This window comes from Pedobacter miscanthi (genome assembly GCF_003315595.1).
Classification (GTDB): Bacteria; Bacteroidota; Bacteroidia; order Sphingobacteriales; family Sphingobacteriaceae; genus Pedobacter; species Pedobacter miscanthi.
The window spans coordinates 247,007-267,681 of sequence record NZ_QNQU01000007.1 but is presented as its reverse complement, the minus strand read 5'-3'; the positions used below and the strand labels follow the sequence as shown (position 1 = coordinate 267,681).

Sequence of the window (20,675 nt, the reverse complement as noted above, 5' to 3'; positions counted from 1 at the left end):
TTCGAGCGCAGTGCAACGCAGTCGAGAAATCTAACTAGAGAGATATTTCGAGATAGATCTCTCCACTCACTACCGATATAAAATCGGTACGGGTCGCGTTTCGGTCGAGATGACGACGTTTTTATTGAAGTCTGTAAATGTAGCGAAGTGCTCTTCATACCGTCATTTCGAGCGGAGTGTAACGTAGCCGAGAAATCTAACTAGAGAGATATTTCAAGATAGATCTCTCCACTCCACTACGTTTCGGTCGAGATGACGACGTTTTTATTGAAGTCTGTAAATGTAGTAGCGAAGTGCTCTTCATACCGTCATTTCTAGCGCAGTGTAACGTAGCCGAGAAATCTAACTAGAGAGATATTTCAAGATAGATCTCTCCACTCCACTGCGTTTCGGTCGAGATGACGACGTTTTTATTGAAGTCTGTAAATGTAGCGAAGTGCTCTTCATACCGTCATTTCGAGCGCAGTGCAACGCAGTCGAGAAATCTAACTAGAGAATATTTCAAGATAGATCTCTCCGCTCCACTGCGTTTCGGTCGAGATGACGATATAATATAATAAGAAAAAATACTGTGCGTTACACCGCATCAATCTTAAATTTCCTGATGGCCAGGTAGAAAAAAGTAACGGAATACAAACCGGCCAGTAAACCGGCGCAAACTGCTGATGAAGTAATTCCGAAATCGTGGTTGGGTGGAAAAGAGAAATACAGTGTAAGCATCAGGATAAATACAATTGTGATACAGTATAAGCCATTCAAACCAGCTTTTTTAAGTATAAAGGGATAGCCTGTTATTTTCTCTTCCACTTTATAATTAATGGCATCAGAATGCTGTAATTCCTTTATTTTTTTTAAAATATCAAAAGTAACCATAAAGGGAAGTAATGCCGACATCGGTAATAGAAACCTGGCCAGGTTTTGTTCACCACTAAAAAGATGTACTGAATTTTGCATCTTAAAAGCAAAATAAGGCACAATACTATTCAGTAAAGTGTTCGGGATGAGGTGTAAAAGCAGGTTTTTGCGTACAAACTTTCTCCAGTTAGATACTTTTGCCTCCTCATTATATTCTACATAATCAGGCATTTGCAAACTCATTTAAATTTTCTTTAATCAGTTCCATCGCCCTGTCTTTGATCTGCCAGGCTTCAAACTCCCTTAAAAAGGATTCGTTAGACATAAAAGAGAAATCCAGTTGTCCGTTAAAGGTGCTGCACACCAAAGTATTGGCATTTTTCCATGGAAAGGCAACCGTTGGACTATGAATGGCTGTTATAGAAAAATTCTGGTAATCCTTTGGTATGTTTAAAAGCCCCATGTTGCTTAAAGTTACATCATGAGTGCCTTTGGTGGTTCTCAGAAACCCGATCATTTTATTTACGGATGAATGGAAATATTCGCTCATACCCAACAGGTCGTATACTTTCATTTCGGAAACTTTAGCATCCAAATCGCTTTTTAATGCCCGGGCTTTAGTCCAGAAACTATTTTTTGATTCATCCAGTTTTAGCTCTGCAATGGGGGCAAAGGCAAACATGGTATCCTGTTTAATGGCTTCAACAAAACGCCTGATATCAACCGGACAGATGACTTTGCCATGTGCTTTTTCGCCCCGTACCTGTTTAAAAGCCTCCATAAATGCCACGCAGATGGCCGCATGTACCGTGGTGTTTTCTTCCTTACATTTCAATAATATTTTTTTGGTGTTTTCGGTACTGATTTTCCAGTGAACGGCATAATTACTCCGGTCTACAGAGGTATTGGAAGTAGCCTTGAAAAAGAAAAATAAACGGCCAAGCGCTGCAAAAACTTTTCCTTTAAAATGACCAAGTTTAGTGATGGAAAAATCTTCGGGTAAAAGATCTTTTACGGTATGAAATGAGGGATAGGGGATAAGATCCTGTTCGGGATTATCGGTCAATGTCATCAGTTCGCGCAACAGGTTTAAAATGGTGGTTCCATCGCAGATGCAATGCGGAAGCACGAGTAAAAGATCAGATACTGTTTCGCCTTTTAACCAAACCAGTCTGGCCAATGGTTCGTTTTGTGCATCAAACAATTTGTACCATTCAGTTTTTGATTCTGCAAGCCAGTCTTCATCTGTAAAACGTTCAGCTATCCTAACCGGTATTTTACCGATATGCTGGTTGAGTACAAAATAGGGGGCTTTGCCAGAGGCATCGATATTCATCTGCAATAACGGATGTTTCTGCTGGATTTTTTGCAATGCCTGATGCAGGTTTTCTTCGCTGATGGTGCCGGATATTTTAGCAGTAAAAACACAGTTCAAAGGTGTTTTAGCATCCACATGCATAATCCGTTCTCCTAAAATTAATCTTCTTTTCATGCGGTTGCGCTTAAAATTTCGATGGGTTGTTCTACCTGACTTTTAAGAATGGAGATTACCCTTTCTTTAATGACTTGAGCCTCTTCATAAGGCAGATAACCTTCGCTGGCCACAAAAGTAAAGTCCATCTGGTTGCGGTAGGTTGAAGCAATCATGGTGGTGGTATTGCCCAAAGGCCCCATTACGGAAGGACTGAATATACTTTCTACTTCAAAATGCTGATATTGATGGGGGATGTCGATTTTACCCAGGTTAGAAAACATGCAATCGTTGCTCGATTTTCCATACTTTAAGAAATTGGTGAAGTTTTTAAGTGCAGGGTGACAGGATTCCATCATCATCATCAGGCTATATGGATTAAGTTTGGCCGATTTATCATTCACTTCTTTTTGTAAGGCCTTCACATTTTCAAGGAAGTCTTTTTCAGGCGACAGGGAAAGCACGATCATTAAACCAAAAGCAAAAATGTGGTCTTTTTTAATGATCGGATTAAAATTTCTGATATCAACCGGGAGCGATATTTTGTTAAAAGCTTTTTCTTTCCTTACTTCTTTAAATGCGGCTAAAACGGCAGCACTTAATAGTGTATTTACGGTAAAGTGATTGCTTTTGCAGAAAGTGATGATTTCTTTGGTAAATTCCTGATCAAATCTCCAGCGGAGCATAAAATCTCTTTTACGTTCAACGGCTACTTTTTTAATGGGGATCATCCACAGGGCTAGCGTGGCAATTTTACCGATCAAACCATTTTTGGTGCGGTTGCGGTAACTGTTCAACACCTTTGCCGGAATTACATCTTTCACGCCCATAATCGGGATTTCCCTGCCAATATCGGTATCCGCATCATCTAAAAGCTGAAGCAGTTCGGTTAAAATAGACAGTGCTGCGGTGCCATCGCAAAGGCAGTGGTGATATACCATTAAAATTTCGGACACGTTTTCTCCTTTTAGCCAGGTTATGCGGCAAAGGGGTGCGGTTGTGGCATCGAAAACGGTTTTCCACTCAATGGCAGATTCCTGTTCCCAATGTTCGTCGCTTAAACGCTCTACCACACGGATCGGGATTTTAAAAGACTCGGTAAGGTTGGTTACAAACCAGGGCTTTTGGTTTTTGTCAAAATTTATCGATGCCGTTAACCAGGGATGTTTTTTCTGGATTTTGAACAAGGCAAACCTTAAATCATCTTCCTTTATTTCTCCTTTGATTTTAAAGGGTATTACGATGTTAAACGGGCTTTTGCCGTCTCCGTATAACATCCTTTCGCCAAATAGCAGTTTTCTTTTCATTTAGGTTAGTGTTTGAGTTGTCAACTTTCATAGTGCATTGGTTATGTAAGTTGACAACTCTTTAATGTTTTGTTTATGCGGTTAATCTATAAGCTTCGTCATCTCGACTGAAGCGCAGCGAAATGCCCGCCTGCTTCGGGCAGGGAGAGATCTATCTCGAGACAGATTTCTCGACTGCGTTGCACTCCGCTCGAAATGACGATCGAGGGGAGCGATTATCCCCGGAGTTGTCAACTTTACGCTTGCGCTCGTTTCCAAACGAGTGCATAAATAGTTACACGATTTTATCGTTGTAAACGATATCCTATTTAACGCTCGTTAGAAACGAGCGTTAGCGGAATCGTCTCGTCATCCTGAATTTATTTCAGGATCTTTATCGTAAGATAGACCCTGATCCCGATGTTAAAATCGGGACAGGGTGACGGTGCTGGAGGTGGCATTGGTGCGACTGGTCGTCATTGCGAGGCACGAAGCAATCTTCAACAATCGCTATAATCTATAGTAGTAAGATTGCTTCCTCGGCTGAAAAAGCCCCCTCGAAACGACGGCCGTTCTCCGTAATTTACCTCCAGAGTTGTCAACTTCTAGGCTAGCGGGCCATCAAAGTTGACAACTCTATTTACGCTTGCGCTCGTTTCCAAACGAGTGCATAAATAGTTACACGATTTTATCGTTGTAAACGATATCCTATTTAACGCTCGTTAGAAACGAGCGTTAGCGGAATCGTCTCGTCATCCTGAATTTATTTCAGGATCTTTATCGTAAGATAGACCCTGATCCCGATGTTAAAATCGGGACAGGGTGACGGTGCTGGAGGTGGCATTGGTGCGACTGGTCGTCATTGCGAGGCACGAAGCAATCTTCAACAATCGCTATAATCTATAGTAGTAAGATTGCTTCCTCGGCTGAAAAAGCCCCCTCGAAACGACGGCCGTTCTCCGTAATTTACCTCCAGAGTTGTCAACTTCTAGGCTAGCGGGCCATCAAAGTTGACAACTCTATTTACGCTTGCGCTCGTTTCCAAACGAATGCATAAATAGTTACACGATTTTATCGTTGTAAACGATATCCTATTTAACGCTCGTTAGAAACGAGCGTTAGCGGATTAAACAGCTTCTAATGTTGTTGTTCTTGCAAAATCCTCCAGTAACTGCACCGCTTTATCATTGCCACCGGCCGCGATAAATGTTTCTCTTATTTTTTCTGCGGCCTGGCGGTATTTCGGGTTTTCCAAAAGTTCGAAAACCGTATTTCTTAAATCGCTGATGCGTAAACGCTTGTAACGGATGCTCACGCCACAGCCTGCACCCTCAATTAATTTAGCGGTATGGAAATGATCGTAAGCAATAGGTGTAATCAACATCGGTAAACCATTGGTGAAGGTATCATTTACGGTATTAAAACCTCCGTGACAGATTACCGCATCCATGTGGGGCATTAATTCCGACTGTGGCACAAAACCATTTACGATAAAATTATCTGGCCATTTTTCAAAAATATCAGGATTGGTTGCGGCCACAATGGTTACAGGTTCGTTTTCGAAAGCGGTAATCAGTTTCTGGAAGAATTCCTTACGGATATCAACCAATAAAGTACCTAGTGAAACAAATACTTTTGGCGTAGTGGCCTGGCTTAAACGTTCCCAATCGAATGGTGCTAAATTTGGCCTGCCTTTTACAGGGCCAACAAAATGCATGTGCGGTGGTTTTTCTTCAAAGCCGGCAAAAGCCTGCGAAGTGAAAACCATGTTTAGTTCGTGGGAGTGAATGTGGATATCGTCGCTGTAAATGCCCACTTCTCTTTGTAAACCCTTGATCAGGTTTTGTTGCCATTCGAATATTTTAGGTGCACTATTGGCGGTATCACCCATTACATCAGGTGGCACCGGGGTAGTGGTAACCGATGGAATACCTTTTAAATGTGCACTTAATGCACCGGCAAAGGTAATACAGTCGTTAATGATCACGTCGGGTTTCCATTTATCAACAAAGTTGTTCAATCCTTTCATCATCATTTTGGCAAAAGGCACGTAAGTTTCTTCGAGGGCCAGTTTCATCACCTCCGGACCAGAACAGGCAGGTCCATCGTCCTGACGTTTTAAAATGCGTTGTATTTCATCAGCATATTCCACCAGGTCTTCTTCCGGATAAATAAATTCGCCACCTTCGGGTAAATGCACCTGCGCAAGCGGGGTAATGCCAAGCCATTTTACTTCATGGCCGCGGGCCAGTAAACTTGCGCCAATGCTTAAAGTTGGACTAATATGGCCAAAAAAGGGCGGGACAACGAAAAGGAATTTTGACATAATGTATAATTTAACTGATGAATACGTTTGAGGTTTTATTGCTTAAAGTTTCCAGTAAATCGGCGGCACTTTCTGTTCCACCAGCCTGGATAAATGATTGTTTGATCTGCGCTGCAGCTATTTTATAACTATCGTTCTGCAGTACTTTATTTACGGCTTCTTTAAGATGGCTGGCTTTAAAACGGTTAAAGTTTAAGCGTTCTCCGGCACCAACCCTGAAAACACGTCCTGCTACATGGCTTTGGTCGTAAGCAATCGGGATGACTACCATGGGCAGTCCGTTCATTAAAGTTTCACAAACGGTGTTATGTCCGCCATGGCAAACCACAGCATCAAGGTGCGGTAAAAGTTCCAGTTGCGGTACCTGGCGCTGCACGGTAAAATTAGCAGGCCACTCTTCAAATAAAGCAGGATCGGAAACCACCACCACGTGCAGGTCTTCGTTGGCAAAAGCTTCGATTACCTTGGCAAAAAAGGCTTTTTTATGTTCGTGATCGAAAGTGGTACCAATGCTCACCAATATTTTGGGCTGACTGGTATGAAATGCTTCCCAACGAAAAGGAATGGAGGTTTTGCGGCGGTTAAAAACAGGGCCTACAAATTTAAAGTGTTCCGGTAAATCCATCTCCCCGAAAAAATCGCGGGAGGTAAATACCAAAGTAGCAAGATCAGAACAGGCAATAGAACCGCTCGCGGTAATACCGAATTCTTTTTGCAGTTCCACAATCTGGTTTACTTCCCACTCATGCACTTTTGGCAACTCATCCATTACTTTTATCGCTGCAGGAGCGGTAACGGAAGTAACGTAAGGGTAGTTTTTGTTGGTTGCGGCGATGGCACCGGCAAACATCTGGTGATCGGTAATCACCACATCAGGCTTAAACTGATCGAGCAGACCGGCAATGCCTTCGTAACTGTGTCTGTTTAGCGGGATCAGTACTTCTTCGTACAGAAATTTGATGCTATCGATGCCATAAACGATTTTTTTGGTAATGATATCGAGGTATTTTTCTGAATCTTTTTTCTGCTGGTCGTTTTGGTCGTAACTGATCACGAGTAATTCGCCCCGTTCTGGAAGTTTATCGCCCAGCGATTGATCTAAAGTAATCCATGCTACACGGTGGCCTCTATCCAATAAAGCTGCACCCATACTCAAAGTTGGGTTAATATGGCCGGTTAGGGGAGGAACTACAAATACGAATTTTGCCATCTGTGTTTAATTTTATTTTTCCTGGAAGAAGTTTAATAATGCTTCTGCAATAACTAGTGGTTGCTGGATCGGGATATTATGATCACCCGGAACGGCAATTAAATCTGCATTTTCGATCAGCTCGTCAAGGTATTTCCCTACGTTTAAACAATTCGAATCCGTACCATATAATAATAGGGTAGCTTGTTGTATGGTTCCAATTGCAGGGCTGCTGAAAAAGTCTTTTTCAAGCTCCATATCTGTTTTAATCGAAGTTTGGTAAAAGAGGTATTCGTACATGCGGTGGTTGCGTTCCATTTGCCTTTTACCCATTTTCACTTTGGTGGTATCGGTGAAATTTTCTACGTAATGTTCCAGAAACTCGCGACTGTACTCATCAATAATGCCCCTGGTTTTATCATCGTTCGGATCGGGTGCCTCGATTACGGCTAGTTTGTTTATACGCTCCGGAAAACGGATGGCCATTTTTAAGGCAATTAATCCGCCAAAACTATAACCGCCCAGATGCACTTTCTGCAGTTTTAATTCCTCCATCAATGCAAGCAAATCGTTGGTCATGCTTTCGAGGTCGTAGCCAAGCAATGTTTTTTCGCTCATACCATGACTTTTCAGATCATAAAGCACCACATGATATTTGGTAGCCAGCAGCGGTGCGATATTAAAATAATAGACAGAAAGGTTACTGAACATCCCATGAACGAGCACGATGGTTTCAGCAGCGTCTTTGTTGAGCTCCTGAATGTGAACCGATTTGCCGTTTACCGTTACGATTGGCATTCTTCGATATATGAGATAATCATACCCAGGTTTAAGTTAATCAGCTGATCTAAATCCATTGATGATAACCAGCCCGTAAAATCGATCTGCTCGCCAAAATGTGCCTTGATTTTTTCGGAAAAAGATACGATTTCGATGCTGTCCATTTCGAGGTCTTTAGTAAAAGAACTTTCGGGGGTGATATCCATTTCTTCAACAAATTCTTCGCCGATTACTTCAGTGATAAATTTTTTCATGAGGTCGAAAATTTCTTCGCTGCTCAGTTTCGTAGTTGTTATACTGTCCATCCGATGATATAGTTTTTATGTTTGATTGTTTTAATTGTAATGTTATTAATGCGTAATTCTTCGCCGTTTACTTCTGCTACGGTATAGGCTTTCGGGTTGCCCTGCAAACCTTTGCCCAGGTATTTTCCATAGGCTTCTTTGGCTACCCAAAAGCGAGTTGCCCATTCGATTTTGTCGAGGTTTTGCAGCAGGGCCATTTCGTGATCGTTAAAAACAAGGTCAAAAAAGCCTGCGCTTCGTTCTTCTATGTGTTCGATATCGATACCAACCGGTTCGTTAAAACGAGCAATCCCAACGGCATCAGTGCCCTTATGTGCGATAGAAATGTTGATATTATCGGTTAAACCACCTTTAACATAAGGTTTGCGGTGCTCGTCTGAATAAATTTCGAAGGTAATCGGGTAGCAGGCCTGGTTTTTCTGCGTGTTCAGTAGATTCCTTACCGCATCTTTTGCTGCCACGCGACTGATCATCCAGGTTCTTCTTTTATTCGGTAAGAGGTTTTGGTGATGTTTCTTCTCGGTCTGGTTGAAATATCTTTTCAGGATAAAATCCCATGATACCACACGCGAATAAGCATTGCCGAAAAGAAAAACACCAGGCGCAACTTCTTCTGATAAGCGGTTGTGCAGTGGCGACATGGATACATTCCAAAGCGGTTCATCGATTTCGAGTCTGCGGTTTTGCCAGCCTGAAATAATCAGCCAGGTAATGCCATCCCTTTTCATCACGATATCTGCCGTAGCAAATTCATCGTTGATTTCGGTTAACACACAGGTACATTCGAAAGTACCTTTCTGATCGGCCATATCGCCGAAAAACTCTATTTCCTGGATTTTAACCGGGAAAGCAATCCGATCTTTTTCTAAAGTGAGTTGCAACCACAAACCGAATAACTGACCTGCGTTATCCAGTAAAGAACCTTTTCCGCCAGCAGCTTCGATGATACCTGTAATTCCTTTTTCGCCAACGGCAATCAGTTTTTTGATGCCCTGGTAATCTGGTCCGTGGAACATGTGCGCGTCGTAAATCTGCGCAGAAGTACGGTCGATATCCAGTAACTTTCCGATGTCGAAAGTACGGTTTGGAGCAGGGCTTAACTGCGGCGCAAGTTGCACTTCTGCATTGGCAAAACGTTCGAGGTTAAGGTAAACCCTTTGTTCGTCTTTCCACTCGCCGGTTACGGTTTCCTGAAAAGGTTTAACCACATTCATCCATTGGAAAACGCGCATATTCATAATTTTATGCACTTTTTCTTCAGGCGATTGCGCATTTGCGATTTCGGCAAATACTTCAAAAATCATGGTCATCGGGATCACCGGATCCATATCTTCTACCGTTGGCCAACCTTTTGGCTGCCTCAACAGCGAGTGATCGATAAGATAAGGACAGTTATCCAAACTCACATCCAGCGTTTTGCTAAAGGCTTGTCTGGCGGGTTTTACCGGCGCGGCCGGTGCCCAGTTAACTGGCTGATCAACCTGGAACGCTGCATTTTCGAAAAGTTCGATCATTTCGCTCTGCATGTTGATCATTTCCATTACATTCTCGTTAAAAGCCTGCAAAACGGGATGTTTGGCTTCTACAAAAGTTTTGGGCTGCACAGGTTGATTTTGCTTAATGGTTAAACCTTTAAGCGTTTGCAGGTTATGGATAATCGGCGAACCAAGTTCGAGTTTAATGCCTTTGTTTTTTTGCGGTGGCGTTGATTTAATGTTGCCCAAATAATTAAGCGCGATTTCTTTTCCTTCGACAAAAAGTGCAGCCAAAACCCTTTGCAACTGCGTAATACCCGATCGGATGGGCACGTTGGCGCTAATGGTGCTAAAATCTTTGCCCCTTAAAGTATCGTCTATAAAGCCTACCAAACCACCTGATCCTACCTGGATAAATACACGTGCGCCCTCGGCATACATTTTTTCGGTAAGCTCGCGGAAACGCACCGGTTTAATTAAATGTTCGGCACTTAACTGGCGGATGGCTTCGAAACCCTCGGGATAAGTTTCTAAGGTAGTAGCCGACCAAAGTGGTGTCGTGGTTTTTCGGAACTGCATGTCCTGCATGCCCTCGAGGATCAGCCCCAGTTTATCGGCCACAAATGGCGAATGGAAACCCGACTGGAAAGGCAGGATCTGATGGAAAATCTGTTTCACCTTTAATATTGGCACCAGCTCATCAAGCGCATTTTTGCTGCCGCATAGTATTACCTGCTGCGGACAGTTATCGTTCGAAAGGTATAAATCAGGGATACTTTCTATAATGGGTTGAAGGGTTGCTAAGCCAGCACCAACGGCAATAAAGCGCGAATCTTTCAATTCAAAAGTTTCGGGGTTAAGTACATTCAGTAAGTTCATGACCGAACTTTCTTCTGCCAGTTCCGAAGATCTTGCGGCAAGCCATTCGCCAAGACTGTGGCCTGCGTTCATATCAGATTTAACCCCCAATTGTTTTAAGGCCTGATCTAAAACGCTGCTTTTGTTCAGGATATTGAGTGCCTCGCTTAACAGACCATCCTGTTTTTCGTTTTCATCGATACTGAGGTTGAAATAATCGGCTACTGATTTAATTTCACCACCGGCAAGTCCGTCTAAACCTGGGAAAACAAACGCTATTTTGCCATCGTTGGCCAATAAAGGTGAATTGGTGTACCAGATATCCTGTTTATTTCTCCATGGTGCATTTTTAACTACAATTTTTAAAGCTTTTTTGATCCTTTCTTCGCTAGGATTGAATAATACCAGACGGAAATTGCCCTGCCCCACGCTATAATCACCATTTTCGAGGGATTGAATCAAAATTCTGTGACTTGGCCGTGCAATGACCAAAACCTCGTCTTTTTTAGGACTATCGTAAGCGGTTAATACCACGTGGGCATTAATTCCACCAAAACCAAAGGCATTTACAGCTGCCAGTTTTGGCAAACCCGATTGATTCCAGTCTGCAGCTTTCTGCACTGCCGAAAAACGGGTTTCTGCCAGTTGCGCAACGGGCTCATCACAATGTAAAGTAGGCGGGATGATGCCGTGATACAATGCCAAACTTGATTTAATCAGGCCGGCAATTCCTGCCGCAGGCATCGCATGGCCGATATTCGATTTAACCGAACCGATACCAGCCTTTGGCAGATCTGCATCCTGACCAAAAAACTGTTTTAAGGTTTCTACCTCAGTTTTATCGCCAAGCGGTGTACCGGTACCGTGGGCTTCTAAATAGCCAATATTTTTACTTTCCAACCCGGCATTTTTCCATGCTTCGGTAATGGCTTTTAACTGGCCTTTAACCGATGGGCTCATTACACTGGTGCCACTACCATCGCTACTGATGCCCACGCCTTTAATTACCGAATAAATTTTATCCTGGTCGCGGATGGCATCTTCAAGACGTTTTAGCACTACAAAACCACAGCCTTCGCCAATAATCAGGCCATCGGCATTTTGATCAAAAGGTTTGATTTTTTCCTGTTTGGATAAAGCACCTAATTGAGAAAATATGCTCCAAAAAGCAGCATTCTGACCTAAATGCACACCGCCGGCAATAATCATATCGCAACGGCCACTGTTTAATTCCTGTACGCCATGATCAACCGCAATGAGCGAACTGGCGCACGCTGCATCTAACGTAAAGGCCAAACCACCTAAATTAAGCCGGTTAGCCACTAGCGAAGCCACTAAATTGGGGATCAATCCCATTGCGGTATCGGCACTGAAACGGCCTTTACGCAACTGGAATTCGTGTTTTACCTTTTCAATTTCAGCCTCGCTCAATTGGGGCATCAAATCTTTCAGTACGCTCGAAATCTGTTCGCCTGTACGCACAATTTCGATGGCACGGGTTGCCCCGGGGCCTACATAATTACCTTTTCCGATAATGATCCCTGTTTTATCAAGGGCATATTTTTTTTCGAATACCGCTGCATCCTCGAGTGCCTGATGAACCAGATCGAGGGTTAACAGATGATCGGGTTCGGTACCTTCAACAGCTAAGGGTAAAATGCCGAAACGCTGCGGATCAAATTGATGATCGGGGATAAAACCGCCCCGGTTGCAGTAAAAACGATCTACTCCGCTTACCGTTTTATCAAAATGCACAGGATCAATCCGATCAGCCGGAACCTGCTGTGTAGAATCTACCCGGTTGATGATATTCTCCCAAAAGGTCTGCATATCTTTCGCACCCGGAAAAATGCATGACATTCCAATAATTGCTACGTCGCTTTTCTTCATCTTGTTCGCTTAGGGGATCTTTCTAATCTTTAGTTCCATTAATATCTATTTGCACTGAAATTTTTAGCTTGTTTCGCTAACGCGATCGTCATAAGGCTGAATTATATTTATAATTCAATCAAATTTGTCACGTTGAGCTCGTAGAAACGCCTTGTAATATCTTAAAAAAGGTTCTTCGACAAGCTCAGAATGACAGCCCCATTAGTGCGGTCGTCATTGCGAGGAGGAACGACGAAGCAATCTTTACTGCTAGCGATCCTTGCTAGAAAGATTGCTTCGTCGGCTGAAAAAGCCTTCTCGCAATGACGAATTTGGCGGCTTATCATTACAGCTCACGAGGCTATGTGCTAAAAATATCAACATCGTTCTTTCTATGTCCAGGTGTTTCCAGCCATGATTAATACCTGGCTTTCTTTACCGTACTTTAGTTCGTTAAGGAAAGTTTCCATTCCATCCTGTAATGGGATCAATGCAATTCCCCTGCGCTGGTATTCTTTCTCCAGTGTTGGCGAAACCATACCGGCACCTTTCCAAGGGCCCCAGTTAATGGCCATTACCTTTCCCTGAATTTTCTGTTTTAAAGCCCAGGCATATTTGTCCATTACGCTGTTTGCTGCGGCATAATCGGTTTGTCCACGGTTTCCGTAAACAGAAGCAATGCTCGAGAAAAGGATCACAAACTGAGTTTCAGGTCTTAATTGCTCAGCCAATACCCTTAATGGAGTTACTTTGGTATCGAAAACGCGTCCGAAGGATTCGGATGTTTTACTATGGAACAATTTATCTTCCAGTAAACCTGCACCATGCACCACGCCATCAATACGGCCATAATCTTCATAAACCTGATTGATCAAACGAGTTAAGGCTTCTTCATCTTTAAGATCAAGCGATTCGTAAACTACGGTAGATCCACCTTCCTCTAAAGTTGCAATGCAACGTAAAATCTGGTTGTTTTTATAAATCCGGTTGGTTTCCTGTTCAATTTCTGCAGGTTTTTTAATTTCTCCCTGTTTAATCAGGTATTGCCTGATCTCATCTTTGGTTTTTAGCGAGGCACTTGCCTCGTTTGCCGATGCGATCGGGTTTGCCGAACGGCCAACCAGGATGTATTTACAAGGATAATCTTTAGCGAAATGGATCATCAGTTCGGCTGTAATCCCTTGTGCGCCACCTAAAACCATCACTACGGCATCTTTATCCAGGTGGATATGCGCATCGGTTTCGGTACTTAACTGGTGGGGCACCAGTTCCATGATGTGCCTTTTGTTATCATTGTAAATAATCTCCGAAGGTTTATCCGGATTCAGTATTTCGTTTAGGGTAATGTTGGTGATTTCATCGGCCGACATTTTGGTTTCCAGACTGATGAAACGGCATTTGGTATGTTCGTACTCGCGGTCTAAACTTTTAAAGAAACCAGAATAACCCTGGTAGTGCCTTAAGAAAGAAATATCCGATTGCTCGTTAAAATATTGTTTGGTATCTGCAATGAGGTACACCCATTTTACGGTATCAAAATTTAGTTTTTTTATGGTGGCGAAATGATCGAGAATACCCACTTTTCGCTGTGCTTCGAACATGTTTAGGATGATAAGCCCCTGATAACCGTCTAACGGATCTTCAAAATTCACCAGATTGGCAATGGCACCATGTTTTTCGAGTACTTTTTTAATTTTAAGCGCTTGTCCGCCGCCATCGTCGGTTAGGGCAAAACGCTGTCCTTTTAATATCGCTGCTTCGGTAATGGTGAGTGCAGCAGGAGTTAGCTCAAATCTCAAACGCGATAATTTTTCTTTAACGGTTTGGTCATCAATGCTCTCCTCAATAAGCTTTTTTGCTTCTGTAAGCACCTCCGAGCTTTCTGCTTCAACATCTGCAATCCAGTTAACCAGGGCATTTAATGTTTTAATTGCCGCCAGTTTTTCCATTAAGTCATCAGCCTGCTCACTTTGTGCACCAAAACCGATTTTTTCTTTTAATGATGCAATAATTTCCATTCTTTTGATTGAATCGATACTCAAATCGGCCTCAAGATCTAAATCCATGCCCAGCATTTCTTTAGGATAACCTGTTTTTTCGCTTACCACATCAAGAATGGCCGATTTTAACTGATCGATCGAAAATTTTGCTGGTTCTGCCAGGCTTACAGGTGCGGCTACAGGTGTTGGTGTACTGACCGCTGCTGGTTGCGCGGTATTTTCAGTAATCCAGTTTACTAAACTGCTCAAAGTTTTCAGTCCTGCAAGCTGTTCCATAATTTTATCTTCCGGAAGGTTCAGCTGAGAGAAACCACCCAGTTCGGTACGTAATGCACCGATAATTTCTACACGTTTGATGGAATCGATACTTAAATCGGCTTCAAGATCCATTTCCATGCCCAGCATTTCCTGTGGATAACCGGTTTTATCGCTTACGATTTGTAAAAGCACCAGTTTCAGGTCTTTTGCCGCAATTACAGGGGCAATTACTTCAATAGTTTGTGCCTGTGGTACTTCTTGTTTTACCATGATCTGGTTTTCAATGCGTACCGGTTGAGGGGTTTGGTATGATGTTAAAGGTTGATTAATGATTTGCGAGGGCATTGCAGGTGCCTGCCCCAGAAAGGAAAGCATGACATCGCGTTGCGCCTGAATCAGCATTTTCATGCTGTGCAGGTATTCCTGCATCATCAGATCTTTGGCCGAGCCATTAACCAGTTGATTTTCAGTTGGGGTAGAGGTGTTGTTCATAAGGATAATCGGTTTAGTAATAGGTGATGCACCATTTGCCGGAAGTTTACCTGTTGAAGGAACAGCATGCTGACCGTTCACATACCAGATAGCCGGACTTTTTTTATAGTTGGAAGGTTCATCCAGTTTGATTGTTTTAACTGAACGGCCTTCGAATAATTTTTCGAGTTTAATTTCTCTGCCAGTGGCCATATAGCCCGCTAGTGTGCCCAATAAGTTGCTTAGTTTGTTCTGCCCCTGATCTTCGGTGTGCAGGATCACTTCGTCCTGGCCAATACAGGCTTTGGTTAAACCGCTTAACACCTTGCCAGGGCCTACTTCTACGAAAATCCTGGCTCCGGCAGCATACATATCCCTCAATTCATCAACAAAAAGGACAGGTTTAATCAAATGGTCGGTTAAACGCTCTTTCACAGCAGCAGCCTTAACCGGGTAAGCTTTTGCAGTGGTGTTAGACCATACCGGAATTTTAAGATCGTTAAAGTTTACTCCAGAAAGCACTTCCTGGTAAAGCTGTTTAGATTTGGCCACCAAAGGACTGTGGAAAGCACATGCTACTTCGAGCGGACGGAAAGATATTTTGGCATCTTTTAAAACCGCTGCCAGTTGGGCAATGCCCTGGGTACTACCCGCAATTACGCATTGTGTTGGAGCGTTAAAGTTTACCGGGTAAACTTCTTCTATATTATTAAGGTATTGTGCAAGGTTTTCCTGTTTGGTACTTACGGCAAGCATAGTACCCGGATCGCCATTTTCTACGGCATTTAAAATGGCTAAAGCCCTTTCGGCACTGAGGTGCACCAAAGCCTCTTCTTCGAAAGCACCGGCAAAACAAAGCGCAGGCAATTCGCCATAGCTGTGGCCTGCAACCATATCGGGCACAATGCCCAGCGAGCGTAAAAAGTTGGCAATGGCCAGATCTACAATACCCAATAGTGGTTGTGCCATGCGGGTATCTTTGATCTGTTCTTTTTGTGCTTTGGCATCGGCATCATTAAATACCGTGTTAGGGAAAAGGACTTTTTCGTACTCAGGATAAGCCTTCAAAAGTTTTCTCATTTCAGGGAAAACCACAAAAAGATCCCTTGCCATATTTACCCGCTGGCTGCCCTGACCAGGGAACATAAAGGCAACTTTACCATCCTGTTTTTTGGTGAGGTAGGTATCTTTGCTTTCAACGCCGGATAAAACAAGGTCGATTTTCATCACCAGATCTTCGGCATGGTTGGCTACAATGCTCAATTGAACAGGTTTTGCATCCGCTGTTGCGAGGCTGTAGGCAATATCTTTCAGTTCGATCTGATCATTCAGTTCTAAAAGGTTTTTTACAGAGATTACGCGGCTTTTGGCTTCCTCGTAAGTATCCCCCCTGAAAACAAAAAGTTCGGATGGCCACGATTTTAAGATCGAATTTTCATTTTCAACATTTTGGGCGCTTTCCAGTACAGCATGGAAGTTTGTCCCGCCGAAACCGAAAGCACTTACACCAGCATAACGTTTTTCTTCCATCCACAAACCCGCCTCGGTGTGGAAAGCGAAAGGACTGGTTTGTGCATTATAAAAGCTATTCGGTGTTTTTAAGTTAATAGTTGGAGGTTTAATGCCGTGATAAACCGATAGCGACGCTTTAATTAAACCGGCAATACCAGCTGCACATTTGGTATGGCCAATCTGTGTTTTTACCGAGCCTAAATGTGTTTGTCCGGCGGTTGCACCCGATTGGTTAAGCATATCGGTTAATGCACTGATTTCTGTTTTATCGCCCACAACGGTACCTGTACCATGCGCTTCTACCAAACCGATCAAAGAAGGAGTGATACCTGCCTGGCTGTAAGCCCTCTCTAAAGCATTTACCTGTCCGTTTTTACGTGGAGCAGTTAAGCCAAGGCTTTTTCCGTCGCTCGATCCGCCTACACCTTTAATAATAGAATAAATGGTATCGCCATCGCGTAAAGCATCCTCGTATCTTTTTAATACGATCATGGCAATACCTTCGCCTAGGGCAATTCCATCGGCTTCGGCATCAAAAGTGGCACACCTTCCTTTTTTAGAAAGGGCGTGTGTGCTCGAAAACATCAGGTAATCGTTAATACCATTGTGCAAATCGGCCCCACCGGCCAAAACCATGTCTGATTTTTCTAAGAATAACTCCTGACAAGCCAGATCAATTGCTGCTAAAGATGAAGCACAGGCAGCGTCAACAGTATAGTTTCTACCACCAAGATTTAACCTGTTGGTAATTCTGCCCGAGATTACGTTAGCCAGAATACCCGGGAACGAATCTTCTGTGGTTTTTGGTAAAGCGGCATCAACCTCGGCAGGCATTTCGCCAAAAATCTGTTTGTAATATCCCCTAAAGCTGTAGCTGTTGGCAAGGTCGTTTCCACCTTCGGCACCGATAATTACCGAAACATTCTCGTTATCTACACCGCCATCGGCATAACCTGCGTGCTGCATGGCCTGTTTGGCCACCATTAAGGTAAGCAGTTGTGTTGGTTCGATAGCGGCAAGCGATTGTGGCGGGATACCAAATTCGAGCGGATCAAAATCGATCCTCGGGATAAAACCGCCCCATTTCGAGTGCGACATATCGCCAGCTGTAGAATCGGGGTTATAATACAGTTCTTTGTTCCATCTTTCATCCGGTACTTCGATTACCGAATCTTTACCTAAAATGATGTTGCGCCAGTATTCTTCGAGATTTTTAGCCCCAGGGAAAATACAGGCCATACCCACAATGGCAACATCCAGTGCTTTTGCCTTATTAACCGGAGGAGCAGGAAGTACTACATTTAATATATGTGTATAGTTTTCGTCGGCTACATCTTGGTGAAGATCTAGTAACGACATGACTTCTTTGTGCATAGGGGCAATCTGACCGATCATGTACATGCCCAGGTCGGTTTGTTCGGCCTCATCTATTTTTACCAGTTCATCACCACGTCTTTCAATTCCCTTCGCTGCAATACGTAAACGGCCTACATTAAGCGACTCGAGTTTTGCCCAGATTTCTTTTTTATCCATCCCTTCGGCCTGAAGTTTTTGTTTTTCTTCGTTAAAGAAAGTGGCGAATGAAGAGTTTAAACAGCGGGTTTCGTGTCCGGGAGCAGTTTCCAGCAGCACGGTTTCGTTTGCCTGCATGGCTTCCTGCTGGAACTTATCCAAAATGGCGCCTGTGCTTACCGCTTCTTTAGTGTATAAATAAGCTGTACCCATTAAAACACCTATTTTCATGCCTTTAGCAGCCAAAGGAGCAGCCATTACCGAAATGAAAGCGGTAGAAAAAGCATCGTGAATTCCACCTGCAAAGAAAACACTGATCTGATCGGCATTTTCTTCTTTTAACAAACGTTCGATCTGTTTTTCCCATAACACCATGCTGGATAGGGGGCCAACGTGACCACCACATTCGCGGCCTTCGAATACAAAACGTTTGGCACCTTCTTTCAAAAACATATCTAAAAGAGAAGCAGATGGTACATGCAGAAAGGTTTTAATCCCTGCTTTTTCAAAAGGTTTGGCTTGCGAAGGTCGGCCACCAGCAATTAACAAAACGGGAGGTTTGGCATTTAAAATGTATTCTTGTTGCTCATCCCTCAATTTCTGCGGAGCAAAACCCAAAATACCCACACCCCAGGTTTTTTCACCAGCCAGTTTTTTGGTTTCTTCAATCAGGTTTTTGGCCGATTCGCCTTTTAATAAGGATAAGGCTATAAATGATAATGCACCTGCTTCCGAAACGGCATTGGCAAAAGGTGCAACATCACTTACCCTGGTCATAGGCCCCTGAGCAATAGGATAGGTAATGTTTAAATCTTTAGCCAGCGAATTGTTGGCTTTAATTACATTAATGGCTTTGGCCTGTTTAATATGCCCATAAATAGCTTCTTTTATACCGAAAACCAATTTATCCAGCTTTTTATATTTGTTGACCAAATCAATCGACAAGGCAATATCCTGACCCATTGGCAAATAATCTGTTTCCAGGTTATACCCTTTAAAGTATTTTTGAAGACCGTTATAATCGATATTTTCAGCCAAGGCAGGCGAATTTGGGCGGACCAATATCCGGCAATTGTCGATCAGTTTGGTTTCTGTTCCGCTTAATTTGCTGCAAACTGTTTTTAAATCTTCGGGTACAGAAGATTGGGGGAATAAAGCCAGCTGACTATCTAAAATAATCCCTGCTGCGCCCTGTGCCATTAAAGAGGCAGCCGTATGAATACCCACGCCACCCTGAACCCATACCGGAATGTTTACTTCTTTAATAATCCGTTGAAAAAGTACGAATGAAGATTCGTAGGCAACCCGGCCGGCACCTTCATTTCCTTTTACGATAATGCCATAAGCACCATTTTTTTGTGCAGCCAGGGCCGATTCAAGATCAAAAACCTGGTAAATGATTTTTGCAGCTGTTTTGCTTGTTAAGGCAAGATCAAAAGGAGCAATAATCAAGCTTACCTGTGCAGGCAGATCAATATCGGCTAATGCGGATGAGTTAATGCTCACTCCGAAATCGGAGATACCAGTAAACAGAAGTGAGGAAATTGCGCTTTCAGCTTCGTTTACGTTATATCCAAGACTGAGAACCGGAAAGCAATCTGCTTTTTGTAAATTGGAAACCAATCTACTATCAGGGATTTCGAAGGGAGTTACTCCAATAATGGCGTATTTGTTCATGGCTTTAGATTTTGATCTTCAACTTTTGTTTGGTGGATTTTTCTAAGCGAAACATAATGGTTGTTTATGCCTGCCGTAATGCACAATAACACAGGTTTTTAGCGCAGCTATTAGTGTGTATTATTAATTAGACCAAGATACGAATTGCCAATGGCAGATTATCTTAAGTCAAGAGGAATGAATGAAGTGAACACAAATGTTTAGTCAAACGTTTGAGTGAATAAAAAATGAATTTTATGAACGGATAAGTTCTTTGAAATTTGATTTTTTATTGTTTTTAAGAATGGAAGGCAGTAAAAAGTCTTAAATATTAGCTGAATATTAAAAATTGATTAATTTTCAAGCTAAATGATGCCTTATAATGTTACTTACGCCTTATTAGAACGGAATTTTTAGTTGTTAATGTTTTTTCGGAAGGTTTTAATGGCTTGATTTTGTGCTTTGTAGTGCTATAGACGTGATTTTATAAATATTTTTTGTTGATTTTTAATAGTTCTGTAAATTATGAAATACAGCAAAATATTAGTTATGTATTTTTAATTAGTAATATTTGTATTTTTTATTTATTGTTGTTGAGATTTTTTTGTTGAAAAATTGGTCAATAATGCCCGCCAATTTAGCCACACCAAGCACGCCGTTGAGGTGGCGATGCACTGATTTAAAAAAAAGTCGTGATTGCGAGGAGGCTTTTTTCAGCCGAGAGCTTGTCCCGATTTTCGGGAAAGCATTCTTTAACTATGGGTTATAGCGATCGTTGTAAGATTGCTTCGTCGTACCTCCTCAGCAATGACGGCCAATTTATATAACTCTTTCAATGGTAGATAAAAACAT

The 20,675-nt window shown here is 42.6% G+C and carries 9 protein-coding genes; all 9 read right to left on the bottom strand.

Going from position 1 to position 20,675, the window contains the following annotated elements; translation table 11 throughout:
- Nucleotides 1-576 precede the first annotated feature (576 nt).
- Nucleotides 577-1,086: a hypothetical protein gene (locus DRW42_RS10310; RefSeq protein WP_113948737.1), complete on the bottom strand. Its 510-nt coding sequence runs from the start codon at nt 1,084-1,086 to the stop codon at nt 577-579.
- Nucleotides 1,079-2,347, bottom strand: a complete 1,269-nt coding sequence (locus DRW42_RS10305; RefSeq protein ID WP_113948736.1) for a condensation domain-containing protein — start codon at nt 2,345-2,347, stop codon at nt 1,079-1,081. Before DRW42_RS10305 ends, DRW42_RS10310 begins: the two co-directional genes overlap by 8 nt.
- Nucleotides 2,344-3,633, bottom strand: a complete 1,290-nt coding sequence (locus DRW42_RS10300) for a condensation domain-containing protein (protein ID WP_113948735.1) — start codon at nt 3,631-3,633, stop codon at nt 2,344-2,346. Before DRW42_RS10300 ends, DRW42_RS10305 begins: the two co-directional genes overlap by 4 nt.
- Before the next feature lie 1,105 nt (nt 3,634-4,738).
- Entirely contained in the window at nt 4,739-5,938 is a 1,200-nt protein-coding gene (locus DRW42_RS10295; RefSeq protein WP_113948734.1) for a glycosyltransferase, read from the bottom strand.
- A gap of 10 nt (nt 5,939-5,948) precedes the next feature.
- Complete coding sequence (locus DRW42_RS10290) at nt 5,949-7,148, bottom strand: glycosyltransferase (RefSeq protein ID WP_113948733.1); 1,200 nt, start codon at nt 7,146-7,148, stop codon at nt 5,949-5,951.
- Between the two features lie 12 nt (nt 7,149-7,160).
- Nucleotides 7,161-7,925 (bottom strand): alpha/beta fold hydrolase, encoded by a 765-nt coding sequence (locus DRW42_RS10285; protein ID WP_113948732.1) that lies wholly within the window; start codon nt 7,923-7,925, stop codon nt 7,161-7,163.
- The gene (locus tag DRW42_RS10280; protein WP_113948731.1) at nt 7,913-8,212 is read right to left on the bottom strand and encodes an acyl carrier protein; all 300 of its coding nucleotides are present in this window, start codon (nt 8,210-8,212) and stop codon (nt 7,913-7,915) included. The genes DRW42_RS10285 and DRW42_RS10280 overlap by 13 nt, the downstream gene beginning before the upstream one ends.
- Nucleotides 8,200-12,435: a type I polyketide synthase gene (locus tag DRW42_RS10275; RefSeq protein ID WP_113948730.1), complete on the bottom strand. Its 4,236-nt coding sequence runs from the start codon at nt 12,433-12,435 to the stop codon at nt 8,200-8,202. Before DRW42_RS10275 ends, DRW42_RS10280 begins: the two co-directional genes overlap by 13 nt.
- Nucleotides 12,436-12,806: 371 nt before the next feature.
- The gene (locus tag DRW42_RS10270; RefSeq protein WP_113948729.1) at nt 12,807-19,844 is read right to left on the bottom strand and encodes a type I polyketide synthase; all 7,038 of its coding nucleotides are present in this window, start codon (nt 19,842-19,844) and stop codon (nt 12,807-12,809) included.
- Nucleotides 19,845-20,675: the final 831 nt, after the last annotated feature.